The sequence below is a fragment of the Pedobacter sp. MR2016-19 genome, assembly GCF_014947265.1.
GTDB lineage: Bacteria > Bacteroidota > Bacteroidia > Sphingobacteriales > Sphingobacteriaceae > Pedobacter.
The window spans coordinates 115,491-139,527 of sequence record NZ_JADCNK010000006.1; the positions used below are offsets into that span (position 1 = coordinate 115,491).

The window sequence follows — 24,037 nt, forward strand, 5'->3', positions numbered from 1 at the left end:
TTTTTTATCTTTTGCTTTTATTTTCGCCAAAGTTAAACAATAGACCAAAACGAAGGGTATTTGCAAGTGGACTAGTCTGTGCATTTGCAATTAAATAAGAGAAATCAATGTTAAAAACATTGTATTTTAAACCAAGTCCTAAGGTAAAATAGCGGCTATCACCTTTCATTGGGCTCTGATAGTTGTAGCCTGCGCGAACCGCAAACTGTTGATTGTACCAGTATTCAAGGCCTGTTGAGATTCCGACTTCTTTCAATTCTTCGCTAAAACCACCCGGTGCATCACTAAATGAGCCAAAAATTCCGGCGGGTACCGAACGGTTCGGATCTTTTCCACTTACAATGTTATTGTTCGAATCGTATATAGGCTGGGTTGGTACCAGCAATTTGTTAAAATCAAGCGCAAAGGTTAAAGTACTCAAATCGTCTACAGTAAATGTAGATGCACCTCCGATTTTAAAATTGGTAGGTAAAAAGAAATTCTCTCCCCCATCGGAATAGCTCATTTTTGTTCCGATGTTGGAAATATTAGCACCAGCAGAAAGAATAGCCTGTTTACCAAACAACGTTGTGGCTGTTTTATACAAACCAGAAACATCAACTGCTACTGCATTTCCACTATGTACCTGCCCCGTAGAAGAAAACTGACCGGAAGCCAAATTTGAATAGATATATCTTAATGAAGTTCCCAGTGAAAACTCTTTACCAAAATTACGGGCAAAAGAAACATCAAAAGCCAATTCATTTGGATTGGAGATCCCAAGATCCTGCTGGTTAATATCTGTAAGCTGAATGGAGCCCAGAGAAAAATATCTTAAAGATGCGCCAATGGTATTACGGTCATCTAATTTATAAAAGCCACTTAAATAAGCGAGATTAATATCGGGCACCAAACTTTTTAACCATGGACTATATGACACTGAAAAACCATAAGGTTTATCTAGAAAAGCAAGTTTAGAAGCATTAATACTGGCTGAATTTACATCACCAGCTACAGCTACGCCAGCATCACCCATTGCACCGGCACGGGCATCGGGCGTAATGAGCAGAAATGGAACTGCTGTTACAATGTTGTTTGCCTCGCTACCATTTGTTTGGGTATTGCCTATAGTAACCTGCGCGTTTGTTTTACCAAACACCAAGGCCATAGAGAGTGCAGAAAAAGCAAGTTTACTGATGTACTTGAAATTCATCCTTTAAAGGTACGTAATTTTAGATCTTGGTATTTAGCAATAACTGGAGAATATATCAGTAACGTAAAACCAAAACTTATATTTCACCAAAATACGAATTCTATGATTATTTACTAATTAAACCTACGATTTTTTACACACGGGTGTTAGTGAAAAGCTATAAGCACAAATTAATAGCGATTTAGTAAATAATTTAATCTATTTTTTTTACGATTCCACATCTTTATTCTATTATTTTATCCGATTTAATCGCGGCTAAGCAATAAGTAAACATTAATAACATTATCAAAATGTTAGTGAATTATATCTTACTTTCTAATTATCACAACCTTAATCAAAGCTCATGTATTAAATTGCCAAACCAATTTTAATCAATTATCATGTTGTAAAATTTCACATCTAAGCAAGTTTTAATTGACCTCTAAAACAATACAATAATTTTAATTTAAAAAATTCATCTTGCTTATTTATAATTATTTAGCAAAAATTTCGTTGAAAAGAAAACAGACACCATATCATAAAAAAAGATACATTACTGCTTAGTATATAAATCAATATTTTATTCTCATATTATTTATATATTCATTTATAATTGTTTAATTTTATCGATTGAATCCTTGTAGGGATGATATTCTCCGATTTACTATATGAAAAAACTATTACTATATTCTTTTACTTGTTTATCATTAGCCGCCTTGCTTTCGGGTTGTAGCTCAAAAAGCGAGAGTTCCAGCAAAACAGGTATTCCTTATGCCAATAGGAAAAGTAAAAACAACCAATCTGGTGCTTTTGCTGTGGCTACCCAATATAAAAGAGCACCAGGGCCTGGTTTAATCCCAATTGAAGGCGGGGTTTTAGTTGTTGGTGGTAGTGCCATCGATGTTCCTGGTGTTGAGCCAAATATTTACAATTATAAAAGACAGGTTACTGTTCCATCCTTTTATATGGATGAAACTGAAGTATCGAATACCGATTGGTTAGAATACTTACACTGGATCAGATACAACTATCCTGAAGATCGTGAGTTTTATTACAATGAGCTTCCTGATACTTTAGTATGGCGCCGTGCATTATCTTATAACGAACCTTATGTAGACAACTACCTAAGGCACCCGGCTTACCGTGACTACCCTGTTGTAGGTGTTTCATGGGAGCAGGCATCCCGTTATTGTGAGTGGAGAACTTCAAGAGCCAACGAATTTATTCTACGCGAAAAGGGAATCTTAACTGACTATAAAACTTTAGCTGGTAACGGAAAAGGGAATGCCGCTACTACAGCTGCAGCGGCTCCAAAACCAGACAAACCTTTTAATACTGATGCCTATTTAAATGGCCAGTATGATGACAAAGGCAAAAATGCACCGATCGATTATAATACCAAATCAGGTGCTGCTACAGCAACTGCCGGAGCTGCAACAGCTGGAAAAAATAACCAACCGAGACGAACTGCAACGCTTGAAGATGGTGTAATTATGCAACCTTACCGCTTACCAACAGAAGCAGAATGGGAATACGCTGCTTTAGGTTTAATTGGTAATACGGAATACGAGAATATCAATCAGAATAAAATCTACCCTTGGAATGGTTTAGGTGTTAGTTCTGCTAAAAAGAAAACCAGAGGTATGATTCAGGCCAACTTTAAAAGAGCTCCTGGTGATTATATGGGTGTTGGCGGTTCGCTAAACGATAAAGGAGATTTAACCGTTCCGGTTATTCAATACACACCAAACGATTTCGGCTTATATAATATGGCAGGAAACGTGAATGAATGGGTGAATGATGTTTACAGAACAGCAACATTTACTGATGCAGATGCCTTTAACCCTTACCGAGGTAATTATTTCACCAATAAAAAGTTAGAAGATTCTCAAAGCGGTAAAATTGCATTAGATAAATATGGGAATCCGATTAAGGAAAATGCTTACGCTGGAAGAAAACAAACCTGGGCCGAAAAACAGGCACAAGCGAAGCGTTCTGATTCGATTTCAAAATCAACTGATCCACAATCTCCAGTAGCCTCAACCAGTTATCAAGCCGATCAAAGAGGTTATCGTGATAGACAAAACACTTTACTTAATGAAGAAGGTGTGACGCTTGTAAACGATAAATCAAGAGTTTATAAAGGTGGTTCATGGAATGATATGGCTTATTGGTTAAACCCGGCAACCCGTCGCTTTATGCAACAGGATGAATCATCTGCTGAAGTCGGCTTCCGTTGTGCGATGACCATGCTTGGTGCTCCAGAAATTAGTACTGTCGGCAAAAGAAGTTTTAAAAATCCTCCTCAAAAACCTTACAGGGTAAGTAGAGGTAAATAAAAAAGAAAAGTCCCGGATAAAATCGGGACTTTTTTATGCATTATACTTTTGTTAGATAATTGAAGTTTGGCAGATTCAAAGAAAAATCGTCATCTCCATCCGATAGCTAGGTATCGGATGGAGCGCAGCGGAATGGAGAGATCTATATAGATAGATTTAGCTTCGCTGAGCACTTTGTGGTTCTCGACTGCGTTGCACTCCTCTTCTTTTATTTAGCCTTCTCGCAATTGTAAGGCACGAAGCAACCTTAAAACGATCGCTATAACCCATAGGTGTAAGATTGCTTCGTCGGCTGAAAAAGCCTTCTCGCAATGACGATATTCCGAGGTAAAAAGATTGTTTACCTAAACTGAATCAAGTTCTGGTTCTTTTCTACCTTATCCCCCTGTTTAATCAAAACCTTCTTTACCGTACCATCGGTTGATGATTTTAGGATGTTTTCCATTTTCATTGCTTCCAGCACCAAAAGGTTATCGCCTTTCTTTACTTCAGCGTTTTCTTCAACCAAAACTTTAAGTACTAAACCAGGCATAGGTGCTTTAATTTCTGAAACTTTATTAGCTGCTAAATTATCCAGACCAAGTTGTTTTAATAAAACATCAAACTGATCTTCGATGCTGATCTGATAAATATTACCATTAACCTTTATTTTACAGGTTTTATCCGTTTGGTTCAGCTCAACCAACTCTGTATTAAAAGATTTATTCTGGTATATAACATGCGTACTATTATTCGCAATTGAACTCAGATCGAGTTGAACCTGTTCTCCATTCACTAAAAAAGCTGAATCCTTATTCTCAATCTCAAATAAAAACTGATCGTTTACTTTTACTTTATACATAAGCTTATTGAGTTAAAGCATACTGAACTAAATTAGCGCCCATTTTAAGTGCTTTTGTCCGCGTTTCCTGAGTATCCTCAGGATAAGTACCAAAGTCTTCCCAACCATTGCCCAAATCGCACTCATAGGTGTAATAACAAACTACTCTTCCCTTGTAAATCAAAGCAAATCCTTGCGGACGTTTATTATCATGCTCATGGATTTTTGGCAAGCCTCCCGGAAACTTAAACTTCTGATTATAAATGGCGTGATTGGCAGGTAATTCGACAAAACTAAGTTCAGGAAATACCTTTTTCATCTGTGGTCTGATAAATTTGTCTAAACCATAGTTATCGTCTATATGAAGAAATCCTCCACCAGTGAGGTATTGTCTTAAATTTTTGATTTCCTGATCACTGAAAACGACGTTTCCGTGGCCAGTCATATAAATAAAAGGATAATTGAAAATCTCTTTTGAGCCTACTTCTACGATGCTTTCTTCAGCATAAAAATTAGTCTTCAGATTGGTATTACAATACGCAATTAAATTGGGCAAAGCTGTTCTGTCTGCATACCAGTCGCCGCCACCACTATACTTTAATTTTGCCATACGGTAAGTAGGTGGAATGAAAGCGAAAAACACAAAGCTGAAAGCTAAAAGACCAAAGCTTAAAGACCAAAGCTGAAACCTGGAAAAAAGAAAACTAAATACTGAAAACTTCAAATTGATTATCGGTTAAGGTAATTGATTTCAAAACAAACAGATAAAGCAGCAGTTTCTGTGCGTAATCTGTTATCACCTAAAGTTAATGCTTTAAAGCCTTTGTTCAAAGCTAAATTAACTTCATCAGGTGTGAAATCGCCTTCGGGACCGATAAGAACCAAATATTTTTGATGAGGAGTTACAAGATTGGAAATATATTGCTTCTCACCGTTATCAATACAATGGGCTATTAATTGCTCACCATCAAAAGGAACTTTTAAAAAAGTATCGAAAGAAACAGCATCATTTAATTTTGGATGATAAGCTTTTATCGACTGTTTTACGGCAGAAGTAATCACTTTGTTTAAGCGGTCTTCTTTAATTACTCTGCGCTCCGATCGATTAGTAATAATTGGAGTAATTTCATCAATGCCCAATTCTGTTGCTTTTTCTAAAAACCATTCTATCCGATCGATATTTTTTGTAGGGGCAACGGCAATATGCAGATAGTGGTTTCTTTTATGAAACTCAGTTTCTACTTTTAAAATGGATAAAGAAACCTTTTTTGGATTATCTGAGGTGATTTCAGCAGTGTAAAAGCCACCTTTACCATCTACTAAGTTAACAATTGAGCCAGTAGTAAGGCGAAGTACCCTAATGCAATGTTTGCTCTCTTCTTCGTTTAGTGTGTAAGTATTGTGGGTTATATCTGGTGTATAAAAAATATGCATAGTTGAAATTAATGATTATCAACCATATCTGCTTTATTAATCACCAATTCTAATTTAATGGTTTCTATGTTCTGTTCTGTCTTTTTAAGGATAGTAAATAGATAACCGTATGATTCATTACTTTCACCTACCTCGGGAATACGTTCGAAGACGTGAGAAACCAATCCACCAACCGTATCAAAATCTTCATCTTCTGGTAAATCGTGAGGCAAATGTTCATTTACATCATAAACGGTAGCGAAAGCATTTACGATAAATTCATTATCAGAAACCTTTTCTACAAGTGGTTTTTCTTCGTCGTATTCATCCTGTATTTCTCCTACAAGCTCTTCTACAATATCTTCTAAGGTAACCATACCCGCTGTACCGCCAAACTCATCTAATACAATAGCAATCTGTATCCGATTGCTTTGCAATTCGCTCATCAGATCGTTAATCTTTTTAGTTTCTGTAACGAAATATGGTTTACGTATGATATCATTTAATGTCCAGTGCTGGTTACCTGCTGCAACTAGTGGTAGAATGTCTTTCGCATGGATAATCCCGACAATTTTATCCATAATCTCATCATAAACAGGCAAACGCGAATATCCTTCCTTAATAATGGTATCAATTACTTCCTCTTTTGGAGAAGTGAGTTCAATACCCGAAATCTTGGTTCTAGGTACCATGATATTCTTAACCACGCGCTCATTAAAATCGAATACGTTTTTAATCAGCTCATGTTCATTATTATCTAATGCACCGCTTTCTTTACCCTGATCGAGCAGGTAATGTAATTCTTCAGTGCTGTGAATTGATTCGTGACCACCTGAGGTATCGATACCGAAAGGTTTAAGGATTATTGCAGCCAAACTGTTCAGTGTCCAAATTGCAGGCCGCAATACTACGTAAAATATCTGAAGGGGAATGGCAACGAAAAGCGTTGTTGCCACTGGTCTTTGGATAGCGAACGATTTCGGAGCAAGCTCACCAAATACAATGTGCATAATGGTAATGAGCGAAAAAGCAACGATTGTTGATGAGGTATGGATGGAAGCATCGCTTAAGCCCCATTGTAAGCTATCGAAAAGATTTTTAAAGATAGTATGCATAACGCCTTCACCTACCCAACCAAGGCCAAGAGATGCAAGCGTTATACCTAGCTGTGTGGCGGCCAAATATCCGTCGAGATTATGAATAATCCCTTTGGCCATTTTGCCAACACGGCTGCCTGTTTTTGCCTTAATCTCGATTTGTGATGCGCGGACTTTTACAATTGCAAACTCTGCAGCAACAAAAAAACCATTAAGTAACACCAAAAATAATGCAAAGAACAATCGCCAGCCAACAGAACCTGTATCAGGTTCTTGTAAAGCAACCAAAACTACGTTTGTGGGCAGGATTGCACTTAACTCAAAATTTAAAAACAAACATACCGTGGGTAAATCCATTAAGCCAATTCTCTAAATGTTGTGTTATAAAGTTCTATGCTTTCTTTAATTACTTTATGCGCATAACGAACACCAAGTAAATGTTCGATAGTTACATTTTTATCTTCTAATGCTTTATAATCCTGAAAGAAACGAACAATCTCTTTCATTTGATGCGGAGGCAATTCATCTAAATCGTTGATGTAATTTACAGACATATCGTGAGCAGCTACAGCAATGATTTTATCATCCTGTTCTCCATTATCAACCATGTGCATTACACCTACTACTTTAGCCTCAATCAATGTCATTGGATATACATCCACTGAGCAAAGCACTAAAATATCTAATGGATCTTTATCATCACAATAAGTTTGTGGGATAAAACCATAATTTGCAGGATACATTACTGACGAAAAAAGAACCCTATCCAATTTAATCAGACCTGATTCTTTATCTATTTCGTATTTTGCTTTTGAACCTTTTGGAATTTCAATAATTGCATTTACAATCTCTGGAAGGTTTGAACCAGGAGATACGCTATGCCACGCGTGATGATCGTCTTTCGCCATTTTTAATTTAAATCTGTTTTATCCTCTTCAGGGCCACTTACTACTTTACTTTTTACAAAGGTAATTAATAATGGTATAGTTGTAATAAGGATAAAGCCAATAATAATATATAATAAATAATCGTTTATTTCTTTTTCAAATCTTCTGCCTAAAAAATAACCCAGCAAAGTTAAGGAACAGATCCAAAGTACCCCACCTAAGATATTATATAAAGCAAATTTTTTGAAGTCTAGTTTTACAACACCAGCAAAAATCGGTGCAAAAGTTCTAACAATAGGTACAAATCTTCCCATTATTAATGCAAAGGCACCTTGTTTTTGATAATACTCCTTTGCAGCTTTTAAATATCTCTTCTTAAAAAAGAAACTGTCTTTTCTGGTGTATAATACCGGGCCAGTTTTCCGACCGAACCAATAGCCGGTAAAATTCCCAGAAATGGCCGCTATGCATAAACCAGCCAAGAGTACCGCGATGTTCACATCAAGCTTGCCTGTCGCCACAAACATTCCCGCTAAAAACAATAAATAATCACCGGGAAGAAAAAAACCAAAAAACAGGCCAGTTTCTGCATAGATAACGAATACGACTAGATAGAATCCGCCTTCCCTCAATAATTTCTCGGGATCAAGTAGCTGATGCAGGTTATTCCAAAAATCGTGCATATTCAATTATTCGTAAAACTACAAATAATTATTAAACAACAGCATACCTATATGAGGTTTAAAATAATTGCCGGATAAATACCCAAAACTAATGTAATTGCAACAGAAACCAATAAAACCACTTTGTACTGTGCCGGTGTTGAAAGTTCTGTTTCTGCACCATCTTTAAACCACATGGCTACAATTACCCTAAAATAATAATAGAAGCCAACCAGCGCATTTAAAATCGCAAATGCAACAAGAAGGGTTTTATATTCGGTCATTACATTCAGGAACATTAAATATTTCCCTATAAAGCCCGCAGTAAGCGGAATGCCCGCCAATGAAAGCATGGCTACGGTTAAACATAATGCTACTAATGGATTCCGTTTCGCCAAACCATTGAAATTTTCGAAGCTATCACTACCCGTCTTTTGTTTCACTAATATTAATACCGCAAAAGCGATAATTGATGCGAAGGTATAAGCCGCTGCATAAACCAACACATTATTGCCAGAATTTTTGGTCAGTACAATCAGCGAAAACAACAGGTAACCCACATGGGAAATACTTGAGTATGCCAACATACGCTTGAAGTTCTTTTGGAACAGTGCAGTTACGTTTCCGATGAATAAAGTTAAACAAACAATCACCATAAGTGGCGCAACCCAAAAATCATGAAGTGGCGCAAATGCACCAGCAAATAATCGTAAGAATGCAGCAAAACCCGCAGTTTTAACCACGGTACTCATAAAAGTGGTGATTAAAGACGGAGCACCTTCGTATACATCCGGAGTCCAGAAGTGGAAAGGGGCAGCACCAACCTTGAAACATAAACCAATCATCATCAGGATAACACCAGGATAAAATATTGGAGAAACTGTCTGACTGTTTACCAGATAAGCTTGTATTTTATCTAAATCAAATGAGCCTGAAGCGCCATAAATTAAGGTAATACCAAATAACAGGAAGCCTGTTGAGAAAGCTCCCATCAGGAAATACTTTAAAGAAGCTTCATTAGAGGCAAAATCCTTTTTACGGATACCCGCCAGGATGTATAAACTCACCGACATGATTTCCAAACCCACAAACAGCATGGCCATATTTTTATAGGATACCATCATAATCATTCCCGCAAGTGCGAAAAGAATTAAGGTATAATACTCGGCTATGTTATCGCTTTTGCTGTGAAAATAGTTCTGTGTTAATAAAAAGATTAATAGTGTACCGATAATACAGATCCCAGAAAAGGCCAGGGCAAAATTATCCGTCTGCATCATTCCGAAATGAACAGCATTGCCGTTCCAGGCGCAGAAAGTAAACCCCAATGCAGTAAGTAAGCCAACAACGGTAAGTGGTAGTAATGCTTTATTTGCCTTAAACAAACCTGCATAAAGCACTATAAAAGCTGTTATACTAATGGTTATAATAATATTCATTGCTTAATTTACTGTGTTTAATTTTTGATTTACCTGTTCTAATAAATGTTGTACAGATGCCTCTGTTAAATGCAAAATTGGTTTTGGATAAACACCCAAAACAATAATCAGTGCACAAATTGTATAAAGAACCAATTTTTCAGTTCCTTTAATATCGGTGAAAGTGATGGTTAAGCTATTGGTTTCGCCGAGCATTACATTTTGATACATACGTAACATGTAAACTGCACCGAAGATGATGGTCAAACCAGCGATTGCAGCTGCCCAGATACCATAATTATAAACGCCCATCAGTAATAAAAATTCACCAATAAATCCGTTTGTTCCCGGTAAAGCAACTGTTCCTAACACGATAATTAAAAATGCAATGGCTAATTGAGGTGCTACCTTCGCAATTCCGCCCAACTCTTCAATTTTATTTGTTTTTACCCGGCTAAAGATGATATCTAAAACGAAGAATAAACCTACTACGTTAATACCGTGACTCAACATCTGCACCATAGCGCCCTGCATACCTTGCTGGTTGAACGCGAATATACCGGCTGCGATCAATCCAACGTGTGCAATTGATGAATAGGCTACCAAACGTTTCGCATCTTTCTGCGTAAAAGCAATTAGCGAGGCATAAACAATACCAATAATCGACAAAATAATAACTAACTGTCCCCAGTCATGGACTCCTGATGGTACAATTGGCAATAACCACCTGATTACACCATAAATACCCATTTTCAACATAATACCCGATAACAACATCGTTCCCTGTGCTGGTGCCGCAGTATAAGTATCAGGCTGCCAGGTGTGGAAAGGGAAAATAGGCATCTTAATGGCAAAAGCGATAAAGAACGCCCAGAAAATCCATCCCTGTTGTACACTATCTAAATTTAAAGCGTAAAATGCCTGAATATCAAAATTGTGTGCCGGGTTTTGAAGATATAGGTAAATAATCCCCATTAACATAAATAATGAACCTGCAATGGTATACACGAAAAATTTCATGTTGATGCGGATACGGTCTTTTCCGCCCCATATTGCACAGATGAAATAAATTGGTATTAATGCGGCTTCCCATCCGATATAAAACAAGAAAGCATCCAATGCGGTAAATACCAATAATAAACCAGTTTGCATGAATAAAATCAGGGCATAAAATGCAGCAGGATTTTTATAATCGTGTTTATAGCTGGATAAGATGATGATCGGCACCAATAAATTGGTTAGCAATACCACCAATAGGCTAATGCCATCAATGCCCGCGTGGAAATTAATGCCCAGATCAGCAATCCATGGCAGGTTAACCTCAAACTGGGTACTTGCATTTGGAATGAAATTACAGGCGATAACCAAAGCCAGCACCAAAGAAGCCACCGAAAATACGGTAGAAACGATTTTAGCCGACTTACCAGCAAATGCAGTAACAATTGCACCTACAAGCGGAATAAATATAAGTAGTAAAAGTTGTTCCATTATTTAATTTTGAACCCTTTTTATATGTAATAAAATGTATATGCAAGCAATGCGATGATACCAAATACCATCATAAATATATAGAAACCTACGTTTCCACTCTGTAACAAACGTACACCTTTACTCGCTTCGTTTGTGCTCCATCCTAGTCCGTTCACAATTCCATCGATAAATTTATTATCGATAATCCTATAAAAGAATTTCGACAATGCATCTAAAGGTTTAGTGATGATGAAATCATAAATCTCATCAAGGTAGAATTTATTATAAGATAATTTTGCCAACGGTGAACGTGGCGCTTCATCAGCAACAGGAACGCGTGCTCCCTGTACATATCTGGTGTAAGCAAATAATAAAGCTATTACAGCTGCTGCTACCGAAACACCCATTAACGAATATTCTGTAGTATGGCTTAAATCTAATTCGTGTTGTGCAACACCTGCTCCCGCTAGCCAATGTGCTAACCACTCGTTTCCACCAAAAACATGAGGAAGATTAATTGCTCCACCAATTGCAGCAAGTACAGCTAAGATGATTAAAGGTAAAGTCATCGCTGCTGGCGATTCGTGTATGTGGCTTTCCTCGTGATGTGTTCCACGGTACTTTCCAGAGAAAGTCAAAAACATCATTCTGAACATGTAAAATGCGGTTAAGAATGCGGTTAATACCCCTACTCCCCATAAAATCGGACTCGCCTGGAAAGCATGTGCTAAAATTTCATCCTTAGAAAAGAAACCCGAGAACGGTGGTAAACCTGCAATGGCAATGGTACCAATCATCATGGTGGCAAAAGTAGTTTTAAGTTTCCGCCTTAATCCACCCATGTGACGCATATCCTGCTCATGATGCATGGCATGAATAACCGAACCTGCACCCAAGAACAATAAAGCTTTAAAGAATGCGTGGGTTAATACATGGAAAAACGAGCCTGTGTAAGCACCAACGCCAAGACCTAAAAACATATATCCCAATTGAGACACGGTTGAATAAGCCAATACTTTTTTAATATCAGTTTGTGTTAAGGCGATAATTGCTGCAACTAAAGCAGTTGCTGCACCTATAATGGCAATAATGTGCTGAGTAAGCGGCGCAAGATCGAACAATACGCTCGAACGGGCAATCATATAGATACCAGCAGTAACCATCGTTGCAGCGTGGATTAAAGCTGAAACTGGCGTTGGTCCGGCCATTGCATCTGGCAACCAGGTAAACAAAGGCAATTGAGCCGATTTACCGCAAGCACCGATAAATAACAAAATGGTGATTAAAACCAGCGTATCATTGCCTGGCAACATATTGGCTGCCTGAGGAAAAACTTTAGCAAATTCTACACTACCAAAAGTGGTAAAGATTAAGAATACTCCTAGTAAAAAGCCTAAATCACCGATACGGTTCATTACAAAAGCTTTTTTAGCTGCTGATGCATAAGCATTATTGGTATACCAGAAACCGATTAACAGGTATGAGCATAAACCAACACCCTCCCAACCGATAAACATGACGATGTAGTTAGAACCCAATACCAATAAAAGCATAAAGAACACAAAAAGATTCAGATAAGCGAAAAACTTACCAAACCCTGCATCATCATGCATATAGCTGGTTGAATATAAATGGATCAGGAAACCAATTCCGGTGATGATCAAAAGCATGATTGAACTTAATGGATCAACCAGGAAAGATAATGGAATGTGTAATGCGCCTGCGCTAATCCAATCGAATAAAAATACTTCGTGAGATCTTTGTGTATCGCCTTGTAAACTAAAGAAAATAACTACGCTGATGATAAAGGATGCCAAGATTACTCCGCTTCCAATGATGCCAACAAGTCCTTTAGATAAAGAGTTTCTGCCTAGTCCATTAATTACAAACCCTAAAAAAGGAAGTAACGGAACCAACCAAATCAATTGTTCTATTGTCATTCTTATTATATATTTACCACTTAAGGCGATTTAAAACATTAATATCTATCGATTTCGTATTGCGGTAAACCATTACAATAATCGCTAAGCCTACTGCAACTTCTGCAGCTGCCAAAGCCATAATGAAGAACACGAAAACCTGTCCGGATGGGTCGTTGCTATGCACAGAGAACGCAGTTAAAAGTAAGTTAACGGCATTAAGCATCAGCTCAACTGACATAAAAATTACGATGGCATTTCTACGGGTAAGTACACCTATTACGCCAATAGAAAAAATAATGGCACTTAAATAGATGTAGTGGTTTAGCGGAACGCCCTGAAGTTGTGATGTTAAATTTTCCATTATGCTTCTACCTCATCTCTTTTAGATAATAAAACGGCTCCAACCATTGCTGCCAATAGTAATAGAGATGACAATTCGAATGGCAATAAGAATGGCCCAAAAAGCTCCTTGCCCAGATTTTCTACCAATCCCAATCCTGGATTTTTCAAAATTAATGGACTGGTAATACTTGCCGATTTTAAAGAACCAATTAAAGTTACTACCAAACACCCACCGGCAATTACGCCTACAATCTTGATCAATGGAGATTTACTTGGTTCGGTTTCGTTGTTCAGGTTAAGCAACATCAGTACAAATAGGAAAAGTACCATAATTGCCCCCATGTAAACAATAAAGTTTACTACTGCCAAAAACTGTGCATTTAAAAGCACATAGTGAACAGTGAAAGTAAAAAAGGTAAGGATTAAGTACAATACACTGTGGATCGGATTTTTTGCAAAAATCACCAGCAGCGAAAAGATGATACTTAATGTGGCTACGAAATAGAATACTTGTGTACTCATTAATTGTTTATTTATTTATGTTCTTATCTTTCGTTTCGTGAAGACACGAACCGAGGCCTAATGGCTTTTCTTGTTTAGTCCTTAGACAGGCTCAGGATAACAATAATTATTTTTTCATTTCTAATGGTGCTTCTACCAGCTTATCTTTTCCGTAAATAAAATCTTTACGTAAATAATCAGCAGGTACAATCGGTCCATCTAAGTAAATTGCTTCTTTAGGGCAAGCTTCTTCACATAATCCACAGAAAATGCAGCGTAACATATTGATTTCGTAAGTTGCTGCATATTTTTCTTCGCGGTATAAATCTTTCTCCTCAGGTTTGCGTTCAGCGGCAATCATAGTAATGGCTTCAGCAGGACAAGATAAAGCACATAAACCACATGCAGTACAACGCTCTTTACCATTCTCATCACGTTTTAAAGAATGCATTCCTCTAAAGTTGGTAGAGAATTCGCGCTCTACTTCAGGATATCTTATAGTAGCCTCTTTTTTAAATAAGTGACTGATGGTAATGCCCATACCCTTAGCAATTGCTGGCAGGTACATCCTTTCCATAAAGCTCAATGGCTTTTGTTCCAGTACTTTTTTCTTATTACTTAATGATTCCATAATTAAAACTTCTCAATAATCGCAATCACAACACCTGTTATTATAATATTGGCAATAGCCAAAGGTATTAAACCTTTCCAACCTAAATTCATCAATTGATCATAACGGAAACGAGGAATTGTCCAACGTACCCACATAAAGAAAAAGATGAACGCACATATTTTAGCGAAGAAAACTGCTGTACCAAAAAGTGGTGCCCAGGTTGGGCCTAACCATACTGCCATCGAATCCATGCCAGGGTAATTATAACCACCCCAGTATAAAGCTGCCATTACAGCCGATGATACAAACATATTGATATACTCAGCAAATAGGTAAAAACCTAATTTCATTGAAGAGTATTCTGTATGGTAACCACCAATTAATTCTGTTTCACATTCAGGTAAATCGAATGGCGCACGGTTGGTTTCAGCAAATGAGCAAACCATAAAGATTAAAAATCCAAGTGGTTGATATAAAACATTCCATCTCCAGCCATGTTGCTGATCAACAATTTCTTTTAAGCTTAAGGTATTCGTCATTAAAAGCAAAGCGATGATTGATAATCCCATTGCAATTTCATAACTGATATTCTGAGAAGCTGCACGGATGGCGCTCAACAAAGAATATTTGTTATTGGATGCCCAACCACCGATCATTACACCATAAACGCCTAAAGAAACGACTCCGAAAATGTATAAAACACCAACATTGATATCCGCAACTTGTAAAGAAACTGTTTTGCCTGCAATTAAAACAGGACTACCCCATGGAATAACTGCAGTACCGATACAGGCACAAAGTAAAGCCAAACCAGGGCCAGCAATAAATAAAAACCGGTTTGATGAGGTTGGAATAATTTCCTCTTTCATAAACATTTTTAAGCCATCGGCCAATGGTTGTAAAATACCAAATGGGCCAGCTCTATCTGGTCCTAAACGATCTTGTAAATATGCAGCAACCTTACGTTCTGCATAAGTAGAATACATGGCAATAACTAAACTGATACCGAAAATTACAGCTACCAGGATAAATTTTTCTATAACAAAAGCGCTATCCATTAGTATTTAACTGTTTTATGTAATTCAATTTCATTCGCAGCCTGTAACGCCTCATTTGGCTGAATTACGTGCAAAGGTTTCAATGTTTCGTAGTGGTTTGATGCAATTACCGAAGTATCATCAATGTGCGTTGGATGTTCAATTACCCAATCAGCAGTTGCTTTTTTATCGAAGCGGCAAGTATTGCAGATAAATTCTTCTACTTCTCCAAACTGGTCTTTACGGGCCGTAACACGTAAAACATCTGCTCCCTTGTACCAAAGGGTTACTTTACCGTTGCATTTTTCGTGATCGCAATCGCGGTGTGCATCAACAGGTTTGGTAAACCAAACACGGTTTTTGAAACGGAAAGTTTTATCGGTTAAAGCACCTACAGGGCAAACATCGATTACATTTCCAGAGAAATCGTTATCAACAGCCTGGGTGATATAAGTAGAAATTTCGGAGTGATCGCCACGGTTTAAGATACCATGAACACGTTTGTTTGTAATCTGGTCGGCCGTGAAAACACAACGGTAACACAAAATACAACGATTCATGTGCAACTGGATCTTATCGCCTATATCGATACGCTCGAAAGTACGGCGTTCAAACTCATAACGTGTTTTTTGCAAGCCATGTTCGTAGCCCAAATTCTGCAAATCGCACTCTCCTGCCTGGTCACAAACAGGACAGTCTAAGGGGTGGTTAATCAATAAAATCTCTACAACACCTGCGCGTGCTTCCAAAACTTCTGGTGAAGTAATGTTAAGCACTTCCATCCCATCCATTACGGTTGTGCGGCAAGAAGCCACCAACTTAGGCATCGGGCGAGGATCTTTTTCCGAACCTTTTGTTACCTTAACGATACAGGTACGGCATTTGCCACCACTTCCTTCTAACTTAGAATAATAGCACATAGCTGGCGGAACAATATCCCCTCCGATCTGCCTTGCAGCATTCAGAATGGTTGTTCCGTTATCAACCTCTACTGTTATCCCATCTATCGTAACCTTAACTTTTTCACTCATGGTTAATGATATTCTTTTATTTTTTTATCTCGCCCTGGTTCGTGTCTCCATGAACCAATTCTATTTATATTATTTCTCTTTCGAGATTTTATAACCAATTTCTTTCCTTGGCTGTGCTTTCTGTTCTAATATTTCATCAAAATATCTGAAAATAACTTCAATATTTTTATCTTGATTATCTACCTTCTTTTTTATTTTTTCTACCTCTAATCTTATTTCTGTATTACTTAAAACCATCGTTCTAAGCTGTACAAACACATCAATAATTTTAATACTTACTTCTACCGCCTGTTTACTTTTTAAAACGTTTGATAGTTGCAAAATACCATGTTCGCTAAATGCAAACGGAAGATACTTTGAGTGTTGTCCGTGTCTTAAGGTCGCAAATTGCGACCTTAAGACTTCATTTTCTTCTTTTGTTAATTCGAACATAAAATGTTCAGGGAACCTTTCTATATTTCTTCGAACCTGTTCTTTTAATCGCTTAGTATCAACACCAAAGAGTTCTGCCAAATCAGAATCTAACATCACCTTAACCCCTCTAAAAAGATAAATTTTGTTTACAATTACCTCATTAGGAATTATTGATGTCTCTTGTTTCGGCATTTACAAGTTTATTTTCTAAGATCACAAATTGTGATCTTAGGTTTTAAATTAAATATTCAACTGATCGCAAATTGCGACCTTATGATTTTATTTCTCTTCCGCTACCGGAGCTTTCTCAATCGGTGTTGCGTAATTAGCAATACCGTAGTTTTGGCTCTGGCTTTTAACCGGTTCTTTAATGTGCCATTCAAATTCATCCCTGAAGTGACGAATTGCACTGGCCACTGGCCAGGCTGCTGCATCACCTAGCGGACAGATTGTATTTCCTTCAATTTTACGCTGAATATCCCACAATAAATCAACATCTTCCATGCTGCCATGACCATGTTCGATTTTGTGTAATACTTTTTCCATCCATCCGGTACCTTCACGACAAGGCGAACATTGTCCACAGCTTTCGTGGTGATAAAAACGAGAAAAATTCCAGGTATTTCTAACAATACACTGATCTTCATCAAAAGCAATAAAACCGCCCGATCCCATCATGGTACCAGTAGCAAACCCACCTTCAGATAATGATTCGTAACTCATTAAACGAGGTTCGCCGTTAGCATATTTTAAGGTTAAATTAGCAGGCAAAATAGGCACAGATGATCCACCTGCAACCGTTGCCTTTAATCTTTTACCATTAGCGATACCACCACAATATTCATCAGAATAGATAAATTCTTCTACTGGTAAACCTAATTCGATTTCGTAAACACCTGGTTTTACCAAATTACCAGATGCCGATATTAATTTTGTACCAGTACTTCTACCAATACCAATTTTAGCATATTCATCACCACCATCATTGATAATCGGAACAACAGCAGCAATCGATTCAACATTATTCACCACAGTCGGACAACCATACAAACCTGCAATTGCCGGAAATGGTGGTTTAATACGTGGATTACCTCTTTTACCTTCAAGCGATTCTAACAAAGCAGTTTCTTCACCGCAAATGTAAGCGCCACCACCTGGCTGAACATATAATTCTAAATCGTAACCTGTTCCTAAAATATTTTTTCCCAACCATCCAGCAGCTTTAGCTTCAGCAATTGCTTTTTCTAAAATGCGGATCTGCGGCATCATTTCTCCGCGTACATAGATATAAGAAACCTTTGCACCTAATGCGAAACTCGAAACAATCATTCCCTCAATTAAAGCATGAGGGATGTAAGTCATTAAATAACGGTCTTTAAAAGTCCCTGGCTCAGACTCATCAGCATTACACACCAAATAACGTGCAACACCTTCAGGTTTAGCCAAAAAGCTCCATTTCATCCCCGTTGGGAAACCCGCACCACCGCGACCGCGTAAGCCTGATTTTTTAACCTCTTCAACAATCTCTTCAGGTGTTAAAGTTTTCAGGGCTTTTTCCACAGCACGATACCCGCCTTTTTGGCGATAGACTTCAAGCGTGTTGATGCCTGGTACGTTTATATGCTCTAGTAGTAATTTACGGCTCATTATTTATAGATATGAGATGTGAGATATGAGATTTTAGACCAATTGCCTATTCTCATATCTCATATCTAGTTTCTCAAATCTTATTTATTTTTCAAATCTTCAATCAATTTATCTACACTTGCTTCAGTCAGGTTTTCGTAGAAAGTATATTCCGGGCTTATTTGCAACACCGGTCCGTAACCGCAGGCAGCTAAACATTCAACTCCTCTAAAGCTGAATAAACCATCGGCAGTAACTTCACCTTCTTTAACACCTAACTTGTTTTCCAGGTGGCTTAATATTTTTTCGGCACCAACCAGGCAACAAGGGCCAGTACGGCAAACTTCTAAAGCATATTTACCTTGTGGTTTTAAAAAGTACATGGTATAAAATGTGGCCACTTCATAAACTTCAATGGGCTGAATATTTAAATATTCGGCAACTTTATCCATAGCCGATGTTGGTACCCAAAGGTATTCAGCCTGTACCAGGTGCAAAAGTGGCAACAATGCTGATTTGCTTTTATCTGCCGGATAACGGCCTTTAACTTCATCAAATTTGGCCAGCAATTCTGATGAAAACACTACAGGTGTTTGTTCTTCTACTTTAAGCATCTAATTCTCCTGCAATAATATTCATACTACTCATGTTGATAATGGCATCAGACAACAACATGCCCTCGCTCATTGGTGCAAACATCTGGTAGTTTATAAAACTTGGTCTGCGGAAGTGTAAACGATATGGTGTACGTCCTCCATCATTAATGAGATAGAAACCTAATTCTCCATTTCCGCCTTCTACAGCGTGATAAACTTCTGCTTTTGGGGCATCAATCTCACCCATCACAATTTTGAAGTGATAGATTAATGCTTCCATATTGTTGTAAACTTCTTGTTTTGGAGGAAGGTAAAATTCAGGAACATCGGCATGGAAAATACCTTTTGGTTCTGTTTTTAACTTCACAAGCGCTTGTTCGATAATGCGGACACTTTGCCACATTTCTTCGTTACGCACTAAATACCTGTCATAAATATCGCCGCTTGTGCCTACAGGAACCTCAAAATCGAAATCCTGATAGGAAGAATATGGATCGCTTACACGCACATCATAATCTACACCAGTCGCACGTAAAAGTGGGCCAGTCCAACTATATTCTAAAGCGGTTTCTTTAGTTACTTCTGCAACACCAGCCGTTCTGTCAATAAAAATACGGTTACGTGTTAACAGATTTTCGAACTCTTTTAACGCCTTAGGGAATTCTTTTAAAAACTTATCGATTTTAGCAAAGGCAATATCATTGAAATCTCTTTCGAAACCACCAATACGACCAATATTTGTTGTTAAACGTGCGCCACAAACTTCTTCAAAGATTTCGTAAATGTGCTCACGGAACTGAAAAAGATATAAGAAAGTGGTGGTTGCTCCGGTATCCTGACCAATAATCGTGTTACAGATAATGTGATCGGCAATACGCGAAAGCTCCATAATGATCACCCGAAGATAATCTACACGTTTCGGCATTTGAATATTTAACAACTTCTCAACCGTCATGTGCCATCCCATATTATTAATAGGTGACGAGCAATAGTTTAAACGGTCGGTAAGCGGTGTAATTTGATAAAATGGGCGATGCTCGGCAATCTTTTCGAAAGCACGGTGAATGTAACCGATGGTAGAAACGCCGCTTACAATACGTTCACCATCTAATTGTAAAACGTTTTGAAAAACGCCGTGTGTTGCAGGGTGTGTTGGACCTAAGTTTAGGGTTACCAGCTCACTTTGCGGGTCGTTATCTGTAAATACCGGATGGTTATGATTCATAGTTTACCTTCCAAAAAATTCGTCTTTTTTATCTACTCTGTTCGGATCTTCCAATGGATATTGCTTCAACATCGGGTGAACACCTAAATCATCCATATTTAAAATACGGCGTAAATCCGGGTGACCTTCAAATTTAACTCCGAACAGATCGTAAGTTTCGCGTTCCATCCAGTTGGCACCTTTCCAAACGGTTGTCGCTGTAGGGATAGTTGGATTTTGCTCTGAAATGAAAACCTTAATCCTAACCCTGACTTTCTCTACCATGTTATGCAGATGGTAAACAACAGCAATACCGTGGTCTTTACCTGGATAGTGAACTGCTGTAATATCAGTAAGGAAATTGAATTTTAATTCTTCTTTAAGATGCAAAAGCACATTGATGATCACATCTTTATAAGTTACAAAGGTTAGTAAGCCATAAGGCTCAGAAACGGCAGTAACTTTTTCGCCAAACTTTTCAGTCAGCTTAACGTGGATATCGTTATTTAGTGTCGTTTCTTCCATTATTTAATGCCGTATTGACCTAAAAGTTCTTTGTAATAATCAGAATTTCTTCGTCTGCCCGATTCGCTTTTCACTAAATCCTGGATACGCTGAAAACCATCTAAAATAGCTTCAGGTCTTGGCGGGCAACCCGGAACGTAAACATCCACGGGGATAACCTCATCAATACCTTGCAATACGGAATAAGTATCGAAAATACCACCACTACTTGCGCAGGCGCCAACCGCCATTACCCAACGTGGCTCTGCCATTTGGATATAAACCTGTTTTAATACAGGAGCCATCTTTTTAGCGATAGTACCCATAACCATTAAAACATCTGCCTGGCGTGGAGAAAAGCTTAAACGTTCAGCACCGAAACGACCTAAATCGTAATGAGAACCCATGGTTGCCATAAACTCAATTCCACAACAAGAAGTTGCGAAAGGTAATGGCCATAATGAATTTGAGCGGGCCAAACCAATCACTTTGTCAAGAGAAGTGGCAAAAAAGCCAGATCCTTCAATTCCTGGAGGCGCATCAACTATATTAATTTCACTCATGTTTATAAACAAAAAACGCTCATCCCTACAGAATGAGCAACAAATTTACAATATTTTAAAGGCAAATAAACTAGCTTTACTTGATTTAGAACCTTTCTAAATAAACAAAACCACCATAAGTTAGTGTAAGTGATACACATTTCAGTTTTCAGTTGGCAATTTTCAGTTTACAGTTTTAAACCGAGAACTATTAACCGCCAATTGTAAACTGATAACTGTGAACTGACTAGTTCCAGTCTAAAACTTTTTTCTTGATTACGTAGATAAAACCAAGCAATAACGTACCCATGAAAATGAACATTTCAATCATTCCATCCATCCGTAATGTACGGAAATTAACTGCCCATGGATACATAAAGATCACCTCTACATCGAACAGCACAAATAATATGGCTACGACAAAATATTTGATAGAGAAAGGCTGACGGGCATTACCTACTGATTTTATACCCGCTTCAAAGGTTTCTAACTTATCACTCGTTTTGCGTTTTGGACCTAAAAAGTGAGTAGCAACCAATGTAGTTACCACAAACCCTAAAGCAACAATTACTTGAAATATAATTGGTAAAAAATCTATAGAGGAACTTTGCGCTTGCATAATTATTATTTTGTGATGCAAAAGTAAAAGAAAAAGGCAGAGTAACCAAACTCTGCCTTTTCTAAATTATTTAACTTTTTAATTATTTGCCTTTACCTTTTGCTTTTGCAGCAGGTGCAGGAGATTGTAACTCTTTTAATCTAGCCGCAGCATAAGTGTCTGCAGGATCTAATGCCAAACTTTTAGTGAAAGCATCGATGGCCTTAGCTTTATCCTTATCTGAATACCAAGCTCCAATATTATTATAAGATTCTGATAAGTTAGTCTTATTTGCAGCTACTTCTTCAGGTTTTACCAGGCTAACATATTTTTCAAAGTACGGTATTCCGGTTCCTTTTGGATTAGCTTTGTCATCTACTAGATTTGCAATTCTTCCTCTTACAAAGTATCCTAAAGCAAATTCTGGAGAAACTTTAGCTAAATGACTTAAAGCAGAGTCAGCCTCAACTAATGCAGCAGTATTAAACGGTTTTTTCTCTTTCTGAGCGATGTAAGCTTCGTAGAATCTAGTTTGACCTAGGTAATAGTAATTTGTTAATGACCCTTTTCCATTTGGATTGTACTTAATAGCCATTTGAAAAAGTTCAGCAGATTTACTATACTTCTTAGCCTTCATTAAAGACAAACCAGCTTCAGCCAAGGCATCTGCATTTGTTGAATCAATTTTTGCAGCCTCAATAATATTCATTACGGCTAAACTATCTTGTCCTGCTTGCAACTGAGATTTACCTAGATATAGATAATCATTACCCAAAATCTTAGATTTATCCTTTTCTTTAGCAAAGAATTCTGTCATATAAGTCAGGGCTTGAGGATAATTTTTATTCTCATAAGCCGCCCAACCTTTTAATCTTGAAACAACAATTCCTTTAGGATCATTTGCAGGAACCTGCAATGCAGTCGCTACTTGTTCTAAGGTTTTGAAATCTTTTGCATAAAATAAGAATTGAGCAAAACGCAATTGAGATTCCAAAGACTTATCTGTTAAATCCATGTACTTTTTATAATTCTCAATCGCTTTGGCTGCTTTTTCTTTATCTGTACCAAAGCTACTCCATTGTAAATATAACTCACCTAATTCGCGGTAAGCAGGGCCATAGTTTGCATCAGCAGCAATCACATCCTGTAATTCTTTTTCTCCCTCAGGAAAAGCCCTGGATTCTTTATACATTTTACCGATCTGCGTTTTAGCTCTTCTGTTGTTAGGATCAATATCACCTACACGCATGTATGGACCTAATGCCTCAGAATTTTTCTTTTGTAATGCATAGGCATCGCCTTGTGCAAGGAAAACTTCAGCATCTTTATCTTTAGAATCTAATTCGTCTGCTTTAGTAATGTTAGCTAAAGCATTAGTGAAATCAGGTTTCGATACATCGTCACTTGGCTTATCCTGTGCTAAATAAGCTTTACCGATATACAAATAAGTTTTGTAATTCTTTTTATCAAGTTCAACAGCTTTGTCGAAGTTTGTTTTCGCAGAGGTTGGATTATTAGATAACATATCTGCTTCACCTAAACCAATTAAATTTAAATTGTTTTTAGGATCTGCGGTAATACCTTTGGTAAATACAGCTCTTGCAGAGTCGATATAACCGGTTTTTAAGTAAACCAATCCAAGATTGTAATAGTTCTCACCATCTGAAGCTTTTGAACTCACCAATGATTTAAGCATTGATGATGCTTTTTGATACTGCTCCGCGTCGATGGCTTTTTTCGCGTCATTTAAATCTTGAGCAAAAACTGCAGAACCCATCAACACCAAACCTACATTTAAGGTTATTGCTTTCTTTAAAATTTTCATCGGAT

Annotated in this window: 24 protein-coding genes; 1 reads left to right on the top strand and 23 read right to left on the bottom strand. The window is 37.6% G+C overall.

Annotated features, from left to right (window positions below):
* Positions 1–4 precede the first annotated feature (4 nt).
* Positions 5–1,192, bottom strand: coding sequence for a type IX secretion system outer membrane channel protein PorV (gene porV / locus IM793_RS10700; protein WP_193421192.1), 1,188 nt, complete (start codon positions 1,190–1,192; stop codon positions 5–7).
* A gap of 647 nt (positions 1,193–1,839) precedes the next feature.
* Between porV and IM793_RS10705 the strand changes: the two genes are divergently transcribed.
* The gene (locus tag IM793_RS10705; RefSeq protein ID WP_193421200.1) at positions 1,840–3,510 is read left to right on the top strand and encodes an SUMF1/EgtB/PvdO family nonheme iron enzyme; all 1,671 of its coding nucleotides are present in this window, start codon (positions 1,840–1,842) and stop codon (positions 3,508–3,510) included.
* Positions 3,511–3,850: 340 nt separating this feature from the next.
* On the opposite strand, the gene IM793_RS10710 is transcribed toward IM793_RS10705, so the two are convergent.
* From IM793_RS10710 to IM793_RS10815, 22 genes are all read right to left on the bottom strand, one after another.
* Positions 3,851–4,351, bottom strand: a complete 501-nt coding sequence (locus tag IM793_RS10710; protein ID WP_193421202.1) for an acetyl-CoA carboxylase biotin carboxyl carrier protein subunit — start codon at positions 4,349–4,351, stop codon at positions 3,851–3,853.
* 4 nt (positions 4,352–4,355) lie between these two features.
* Positions 4,356–4,940: a DUF4159 domain-containing protein gene (locus IM793_RS10715; protein ID WP_227256210.1), complete on the bottom strand. Its 585-nt coding sequence runs from the start codon at positions 4,938–4,940 to the stop codon at positions 4,356–4,358.
* Positions 4,941–5,059: 119 nt separating this feature from the next.
* Entirely contained in the window at positions 5,060–5,764 is a 705-nt protein-coding gene (locus IM793_RS10720; RefSeq protein WP_193421204.1) for a 16S rRNA (uracil(1498)-N(3))-methyltransferase, read from the bottom strand.
* Positions 5,765–5,772: 8 nt separating this feature from the next.
* Positions 5,773–7,197, bottom strand: coding sequence for a hemolysin family protein (locus tag IM793_RS10725; RefSeq protein ID WP_227256211.1), 1,425 nt, complete (start codon positions 7,195–7,197; stop codon positions 5,773–5,775).
* A complete protein-coding gene (locus IM793_RS10730) occupies positions 7,197–7,748 on the bottom strand; it encodes an inorganic diphosphatase (RefSeq protein ID WP_193421207.1) in 552 nt (183 codons plus the stop codon). The genes IM793_RS10725 and IM793_RS10730 overlap by 1 nt, the downstream gene beginning before the upstream one ends.
* 2 nt (positions 7,749–7,750) lie before the next feature.
* Positions 7,751–8,410, bottom strand: coding sequence for a DedA family protein (locus IM793_RS10735; protein ID WP_121284272.1), 660 nt, complete (start codon positions 8,408–8,410; stop codon positions 7,751–7,753).
* 47 nt (positions 8,411–8,457) lie between these two features.
* Positions 8,458–9,828 (bottom strand): NADH-quinone oxidoreductase subunit N, encoded by a 1,371-nt coding sequence (locus IM793_RS10740; RefSeq protein WP_193421209.1) that lies wholly within the window; start codon positions 9,826–9,828, stop codon positions 8,458–8,460.
* 3 nt (positions 9,829–9,831) lie between these two features.
* The gene (locus IM793_RS10745; RefSeq protein ID WP_193421211.1) at positions 9,832–11,295 is read right to left on the bottom strand and encodes a NuoM family protein; all 1,464 of its coding nucleotides are present in this window, start codon (positions 11,293–11,295) and stop codon (positions 9,832–9,834) included.
* 20 nt (positions 11,296–11,315) lie between these two features.
* Complete coding sequence (gene nuoL / locus IM793_RS10750) at positions 11,316–13,217, bottom strand: NADH-quinone oxidoreductase subunit L (protein WP_227256212.1); 1,902 nt, start codon at positions 13,215–13,217, stop codon at positions 11,316–11,318.
* A gap of 13 nt (positions 13,218–13,230) precedes the next feature.
* A complete protein-coding gene (gene nuoK, locus IM793_RS10755) occupies positions 13,231–13,560 on the bottom strand; it encodes an NADH-quinone oxidoreductase subunit NuoK (protein ID WP_055908793.1) in 330 nt (109 codons plus the stop codon).
* Positions 13,560–14,063, bottom strand: a complete 504-nt coding sequence (locus tag IM793_RS10760) for an NADH-quinone oxidoreductase subunit J (protein ID WP_055908796.1) — start codon at positions 14,061–14,063, stop codon at positions 13,560–13,562. Before IM793_RS10760 ends, nuoK begins: the two co-directional genes overlap by 1 nt.
* Before the next feature lie 106 nt (positions 14,064–14,169).
* On the bottom strand, positions 14,170–14,673 hold the full coding sequence (locus tag IM793_RS10765) for an NADH-quinone oxidoreductase subunit I (protein WP_025146332.1): 504 nt from the start codon (positions 14,671–14,673) through the stop codon (positions 14,170–14,172).
* 2 nt (positions 14,674–14,675) lie between these two features.
* A complete protein-coding gene (nuoH, locus tag IM793_RS10770; RefSeq protein ID WP_132398863.1) occupies positions 14,676–15,713 on the bottom strand; it encodes an NADH-quinone oxidoreductase subunit NuoH in 1,038 nt (345 codons plus the stop codon).
* On the bottom strand, positions 15,713–16,723 hold the full coding sequence (locus IM793_RS10775) for a 2Fe-2S iron-sulfur cluster-binding protein (protein ID WP_121284277.1): 1,011 nt from the start codon (positions 16,721–16,723) through the stop codon (positions 15,713–15,715). The genes nuoH and IM793_RS10775 overlap by 1 nt, the downstream gene beginning before the upstream one ends.
* Positions 16,724–16,792: 69 nt before the next feature.
* Positions 16,793–17,329 (bottom strand): ORF6N domain-containing protein, encoded by a 537-nt coding sequence (locus tag IM793_RS10780; protein WP_193421213.1) that lies wholly within the window; start codon positions 17,327–17,329, stop codon positions 16,793–16,795.
* A gap of 87 nt (positions 17,330–17,416) precedes the next feature.
* A complete protein-coding gene (gene nuoF / locus IM793_RS10785) occupies positions 17,417–18,784 on the bottom strand; it encodes an NADH-quinone oxidoreductase subunit NuoF (protein ID WP_193421216.1) in 1,368 nt (455 codons plus the stop codon).
* 80 nt (positions 18,785–18,864) lie between these two features.
* Entirely contained in the window at positions 18,865–19,377 is a 513-nt protein-coding gene (nuoE, locus tag IM793_RS10790) for an NAD(P)H-dependent oxidoreductase subunit E (RefSeq protein WP_193421218.1), read from the bottom strand.
* A complete protein-coding gene (locus tag IM793_RS10795) occupies positions 19,370–20,584 on the bottom strand; it encodes an NADH-quinone oxidoreductase subunit D (RefSeq protein ID WP_057931425.1) in 1,215 nt (404 codons plus the stop codon). Before IM793_RS10795 ends, nuoE begins: the two co-directional genes overlap by 8 nt.
* 3 nt (positions 20,585–20,587) lie before the next feature.
* Positions 20,588–21,088: an NADH-quinone oxidoreductase subunit C gene (locus IM793_RS10800; protein WP_193421220.1), complete on the bottom strand. Its 501-nt coding sequence runs from the start codon at positions 21,086–21,088 to the stop codon at positions 20,588–20,590.
* Positions 21,088–21,630: an NADH-quinone oxidoreductase subunit B gene (locus tag IM793_RS10805; RefSeq protein WP_057931427.1), complete on the bottom strand. Its 543-nt coding sequence runs from the start codon at positions 21,628–21,630 to the stop codon at positions 21,088–21,090. Before IM793_RS10805 ends, IM793_RS10800 begins: the two co-directional genes overlap by 1 nt.
* 226 nt (positions 21,631–21,856) lie before the next feature.
* Positions 21,857–22,228, bottom strand: coding sequence for an NADH-quinone oxidoreductase subunit A (locus IM793_RS10810; protein ID WP_057931428.1), 372 nt, complete (start codon positions 22,226–22,228; stop codon positions 21,857–21,859).
* A gap of 82 nt (positions 22,229–22,310) precedes the next feature.
* Positions 22,311–24,032: a tetratricopeptide repeat protein gene (locus IM793_RS10815; protein WP_193421223.1), complete on the bottom strand. Its 1,722-nt coding sequence runs from the start codon at positions 24,030–24,032 to the stop codon at positions 22,311–22,313.
* Positions 24,033–24,037: the final 5 nt, after the last annotated feature.

Coding starts and splice junctions, on each gene's coding strand:
- porV (WP_193421192.1), bottom strand. CDS start 1,192: ATGAATTTCAAGTACATCAGTAAACTTGCTTTTTCTGCACTCTCTATG.
- IM793_RS10705 (WP_193421200.1), top strand. CDS start 1,840: ATGAAAAAACTATTACTATATTCTTTTACTTGTTTATCATTAGCCGCC.
- IM793_RS10710 (WP_193421202.1), bottom strand. CDS start 4,351: ATGTATAAAGTAAAAGTAAACGATCAGTTTTTATTTGAGATTGAGAAT.
- IM793_RS10715 (WP_227256210.1), bottom strand. CDS start 4,940: ATGGCAAAATTAAAGTATAGTGGTGGCGGCGACTGGTATGCAGACAGA.
- IM793_RS10720 (WP_193421204.1), bottom strand. CDS start 5,764: ATGCATATTTTTTATACACCAGATATAACCCACAATACTTACACACTA.
- IM793_RS10725 (WP_227256211.1), bottom strand. CDS start 7,197: ATGGATTTACCCACGGTATGTTTGTTTTTAAATTTTGAGTTAAGTGCA.
- IM793_RS10730 (WP_193421207.1), bottom strand. CDS start 7,748: ATGGCGAAAGACGATCATCACGCGTGGCATAGCGTATCTCCTGGTTCA.
- IM793_RS10735 (WP_121284272.1), bottom strand. CDS start 8,410: ATGCACGATTTTTGGAATAACCTGCATCAGCTACTTGATCCCGAGAAA.
- IM793_RS10740 (WP_193421209.1), bottom strand. CDS start 9,828: ATGAATATTATTATAACCATTAGTATAACAGCTTTTATAGTGCTTTAT.
- IM793_RS10745 (WP_193421211.1), bottom strand. CDS start 11,295: ATGGAACAACTTTTACTACTTATATTTATTCCGCTTGTAGGTGCAATT.
- nuoL (WP_227256212.1), bottom strand. CDS start 13,217: ATGACAATAGAACAATTGATTTGGTTGGTTCCGTTACTTCCTTTTTTA.
- nuoK (WP_055908793.1), bottom strand. CDS start 13,560: ATGGAAAATTTAACATCACAACTTCAGGGCGTTCCGCTAAACCACTAC.
- IM793_RS10760 (WP_055908796.1), bottom strand. CDS start 14,063: ATGAGTACACAAGTATTCTATTTCGTAGCCACATTAAGTATCATCTTT.
- IM793_RS10765 (WP_025146332.1), bottom strand. CDS start 14,673: ATGGAATCATTAAGTAATAAGAAAAAAGTACTGGAACAAAAGCCATTG.
- nuoH (WP_132398863.1), bottom strand. CDS start 15,713: ATGGATAGCGCTTTTGTTATAGAAAAATTTATCCTGGTAGCTGTAATT.
- IM793_RS10775 (WP_121284277.1), bottom strand. CDS start 16,723: ATGAGTGAAAAAGTTAAGGTTACGATAGATGGGATAACAGTAGAGGTT.
- IM793_RS10780 (WP_193421213.1), bottom strand. CDS start 17,329: ATGCCGAAACAAGAGACATCAATAATTCCTAATGAGGTAATTGTAAAC.
- nuoF (WP_193421216.1), bottom strand. CDS start 18,784: ATGAGCCGTAAATTACTACTAGAGCATATAAACGTACCAGGCATCAAC.
- nuoE (WP_193421218.1), bottom strand. CDS start 19,377: ATGCTTAAAGTAGAAGAACAAACACCTGTAGTGTTTTCATCAGAATTG.
- IM793_RS10795 (WP_057931425.1), bottom strand. CDS start 20,584: ATGAATCATAACCATCCGGTATTTACAGATAACGACCCGCAAAGTGAG.
- IM793_RS10800 (WP_193421220.1), bottom strand. CDS start 21,088: ATGGAAGAAACGACACTAAATAACGATATCCACGTTAAGCTGACTGAA.
- IM793_RS10805 (WP_057931427.1), bottom strand. CDS start 21,630: ATGAGTGAAATTAATATAGTTGATGCGCCTCCAGGAATTGAAGGATCT.
- IM793_RS10810 (WP_057931428.1), bottom strand. CDS start 22,228: ATGCAAGCGCAAAGTTCCTCTATAGATTTTTTACCAATTATATTTCAA.
- IM793_RS10815 (WP_193421223.1), bottom strand. CDS start 24,032: ATGAAAATTTTAAAGAAAGCAATAACCTTAAATGTAGGTTTGGTGTTG.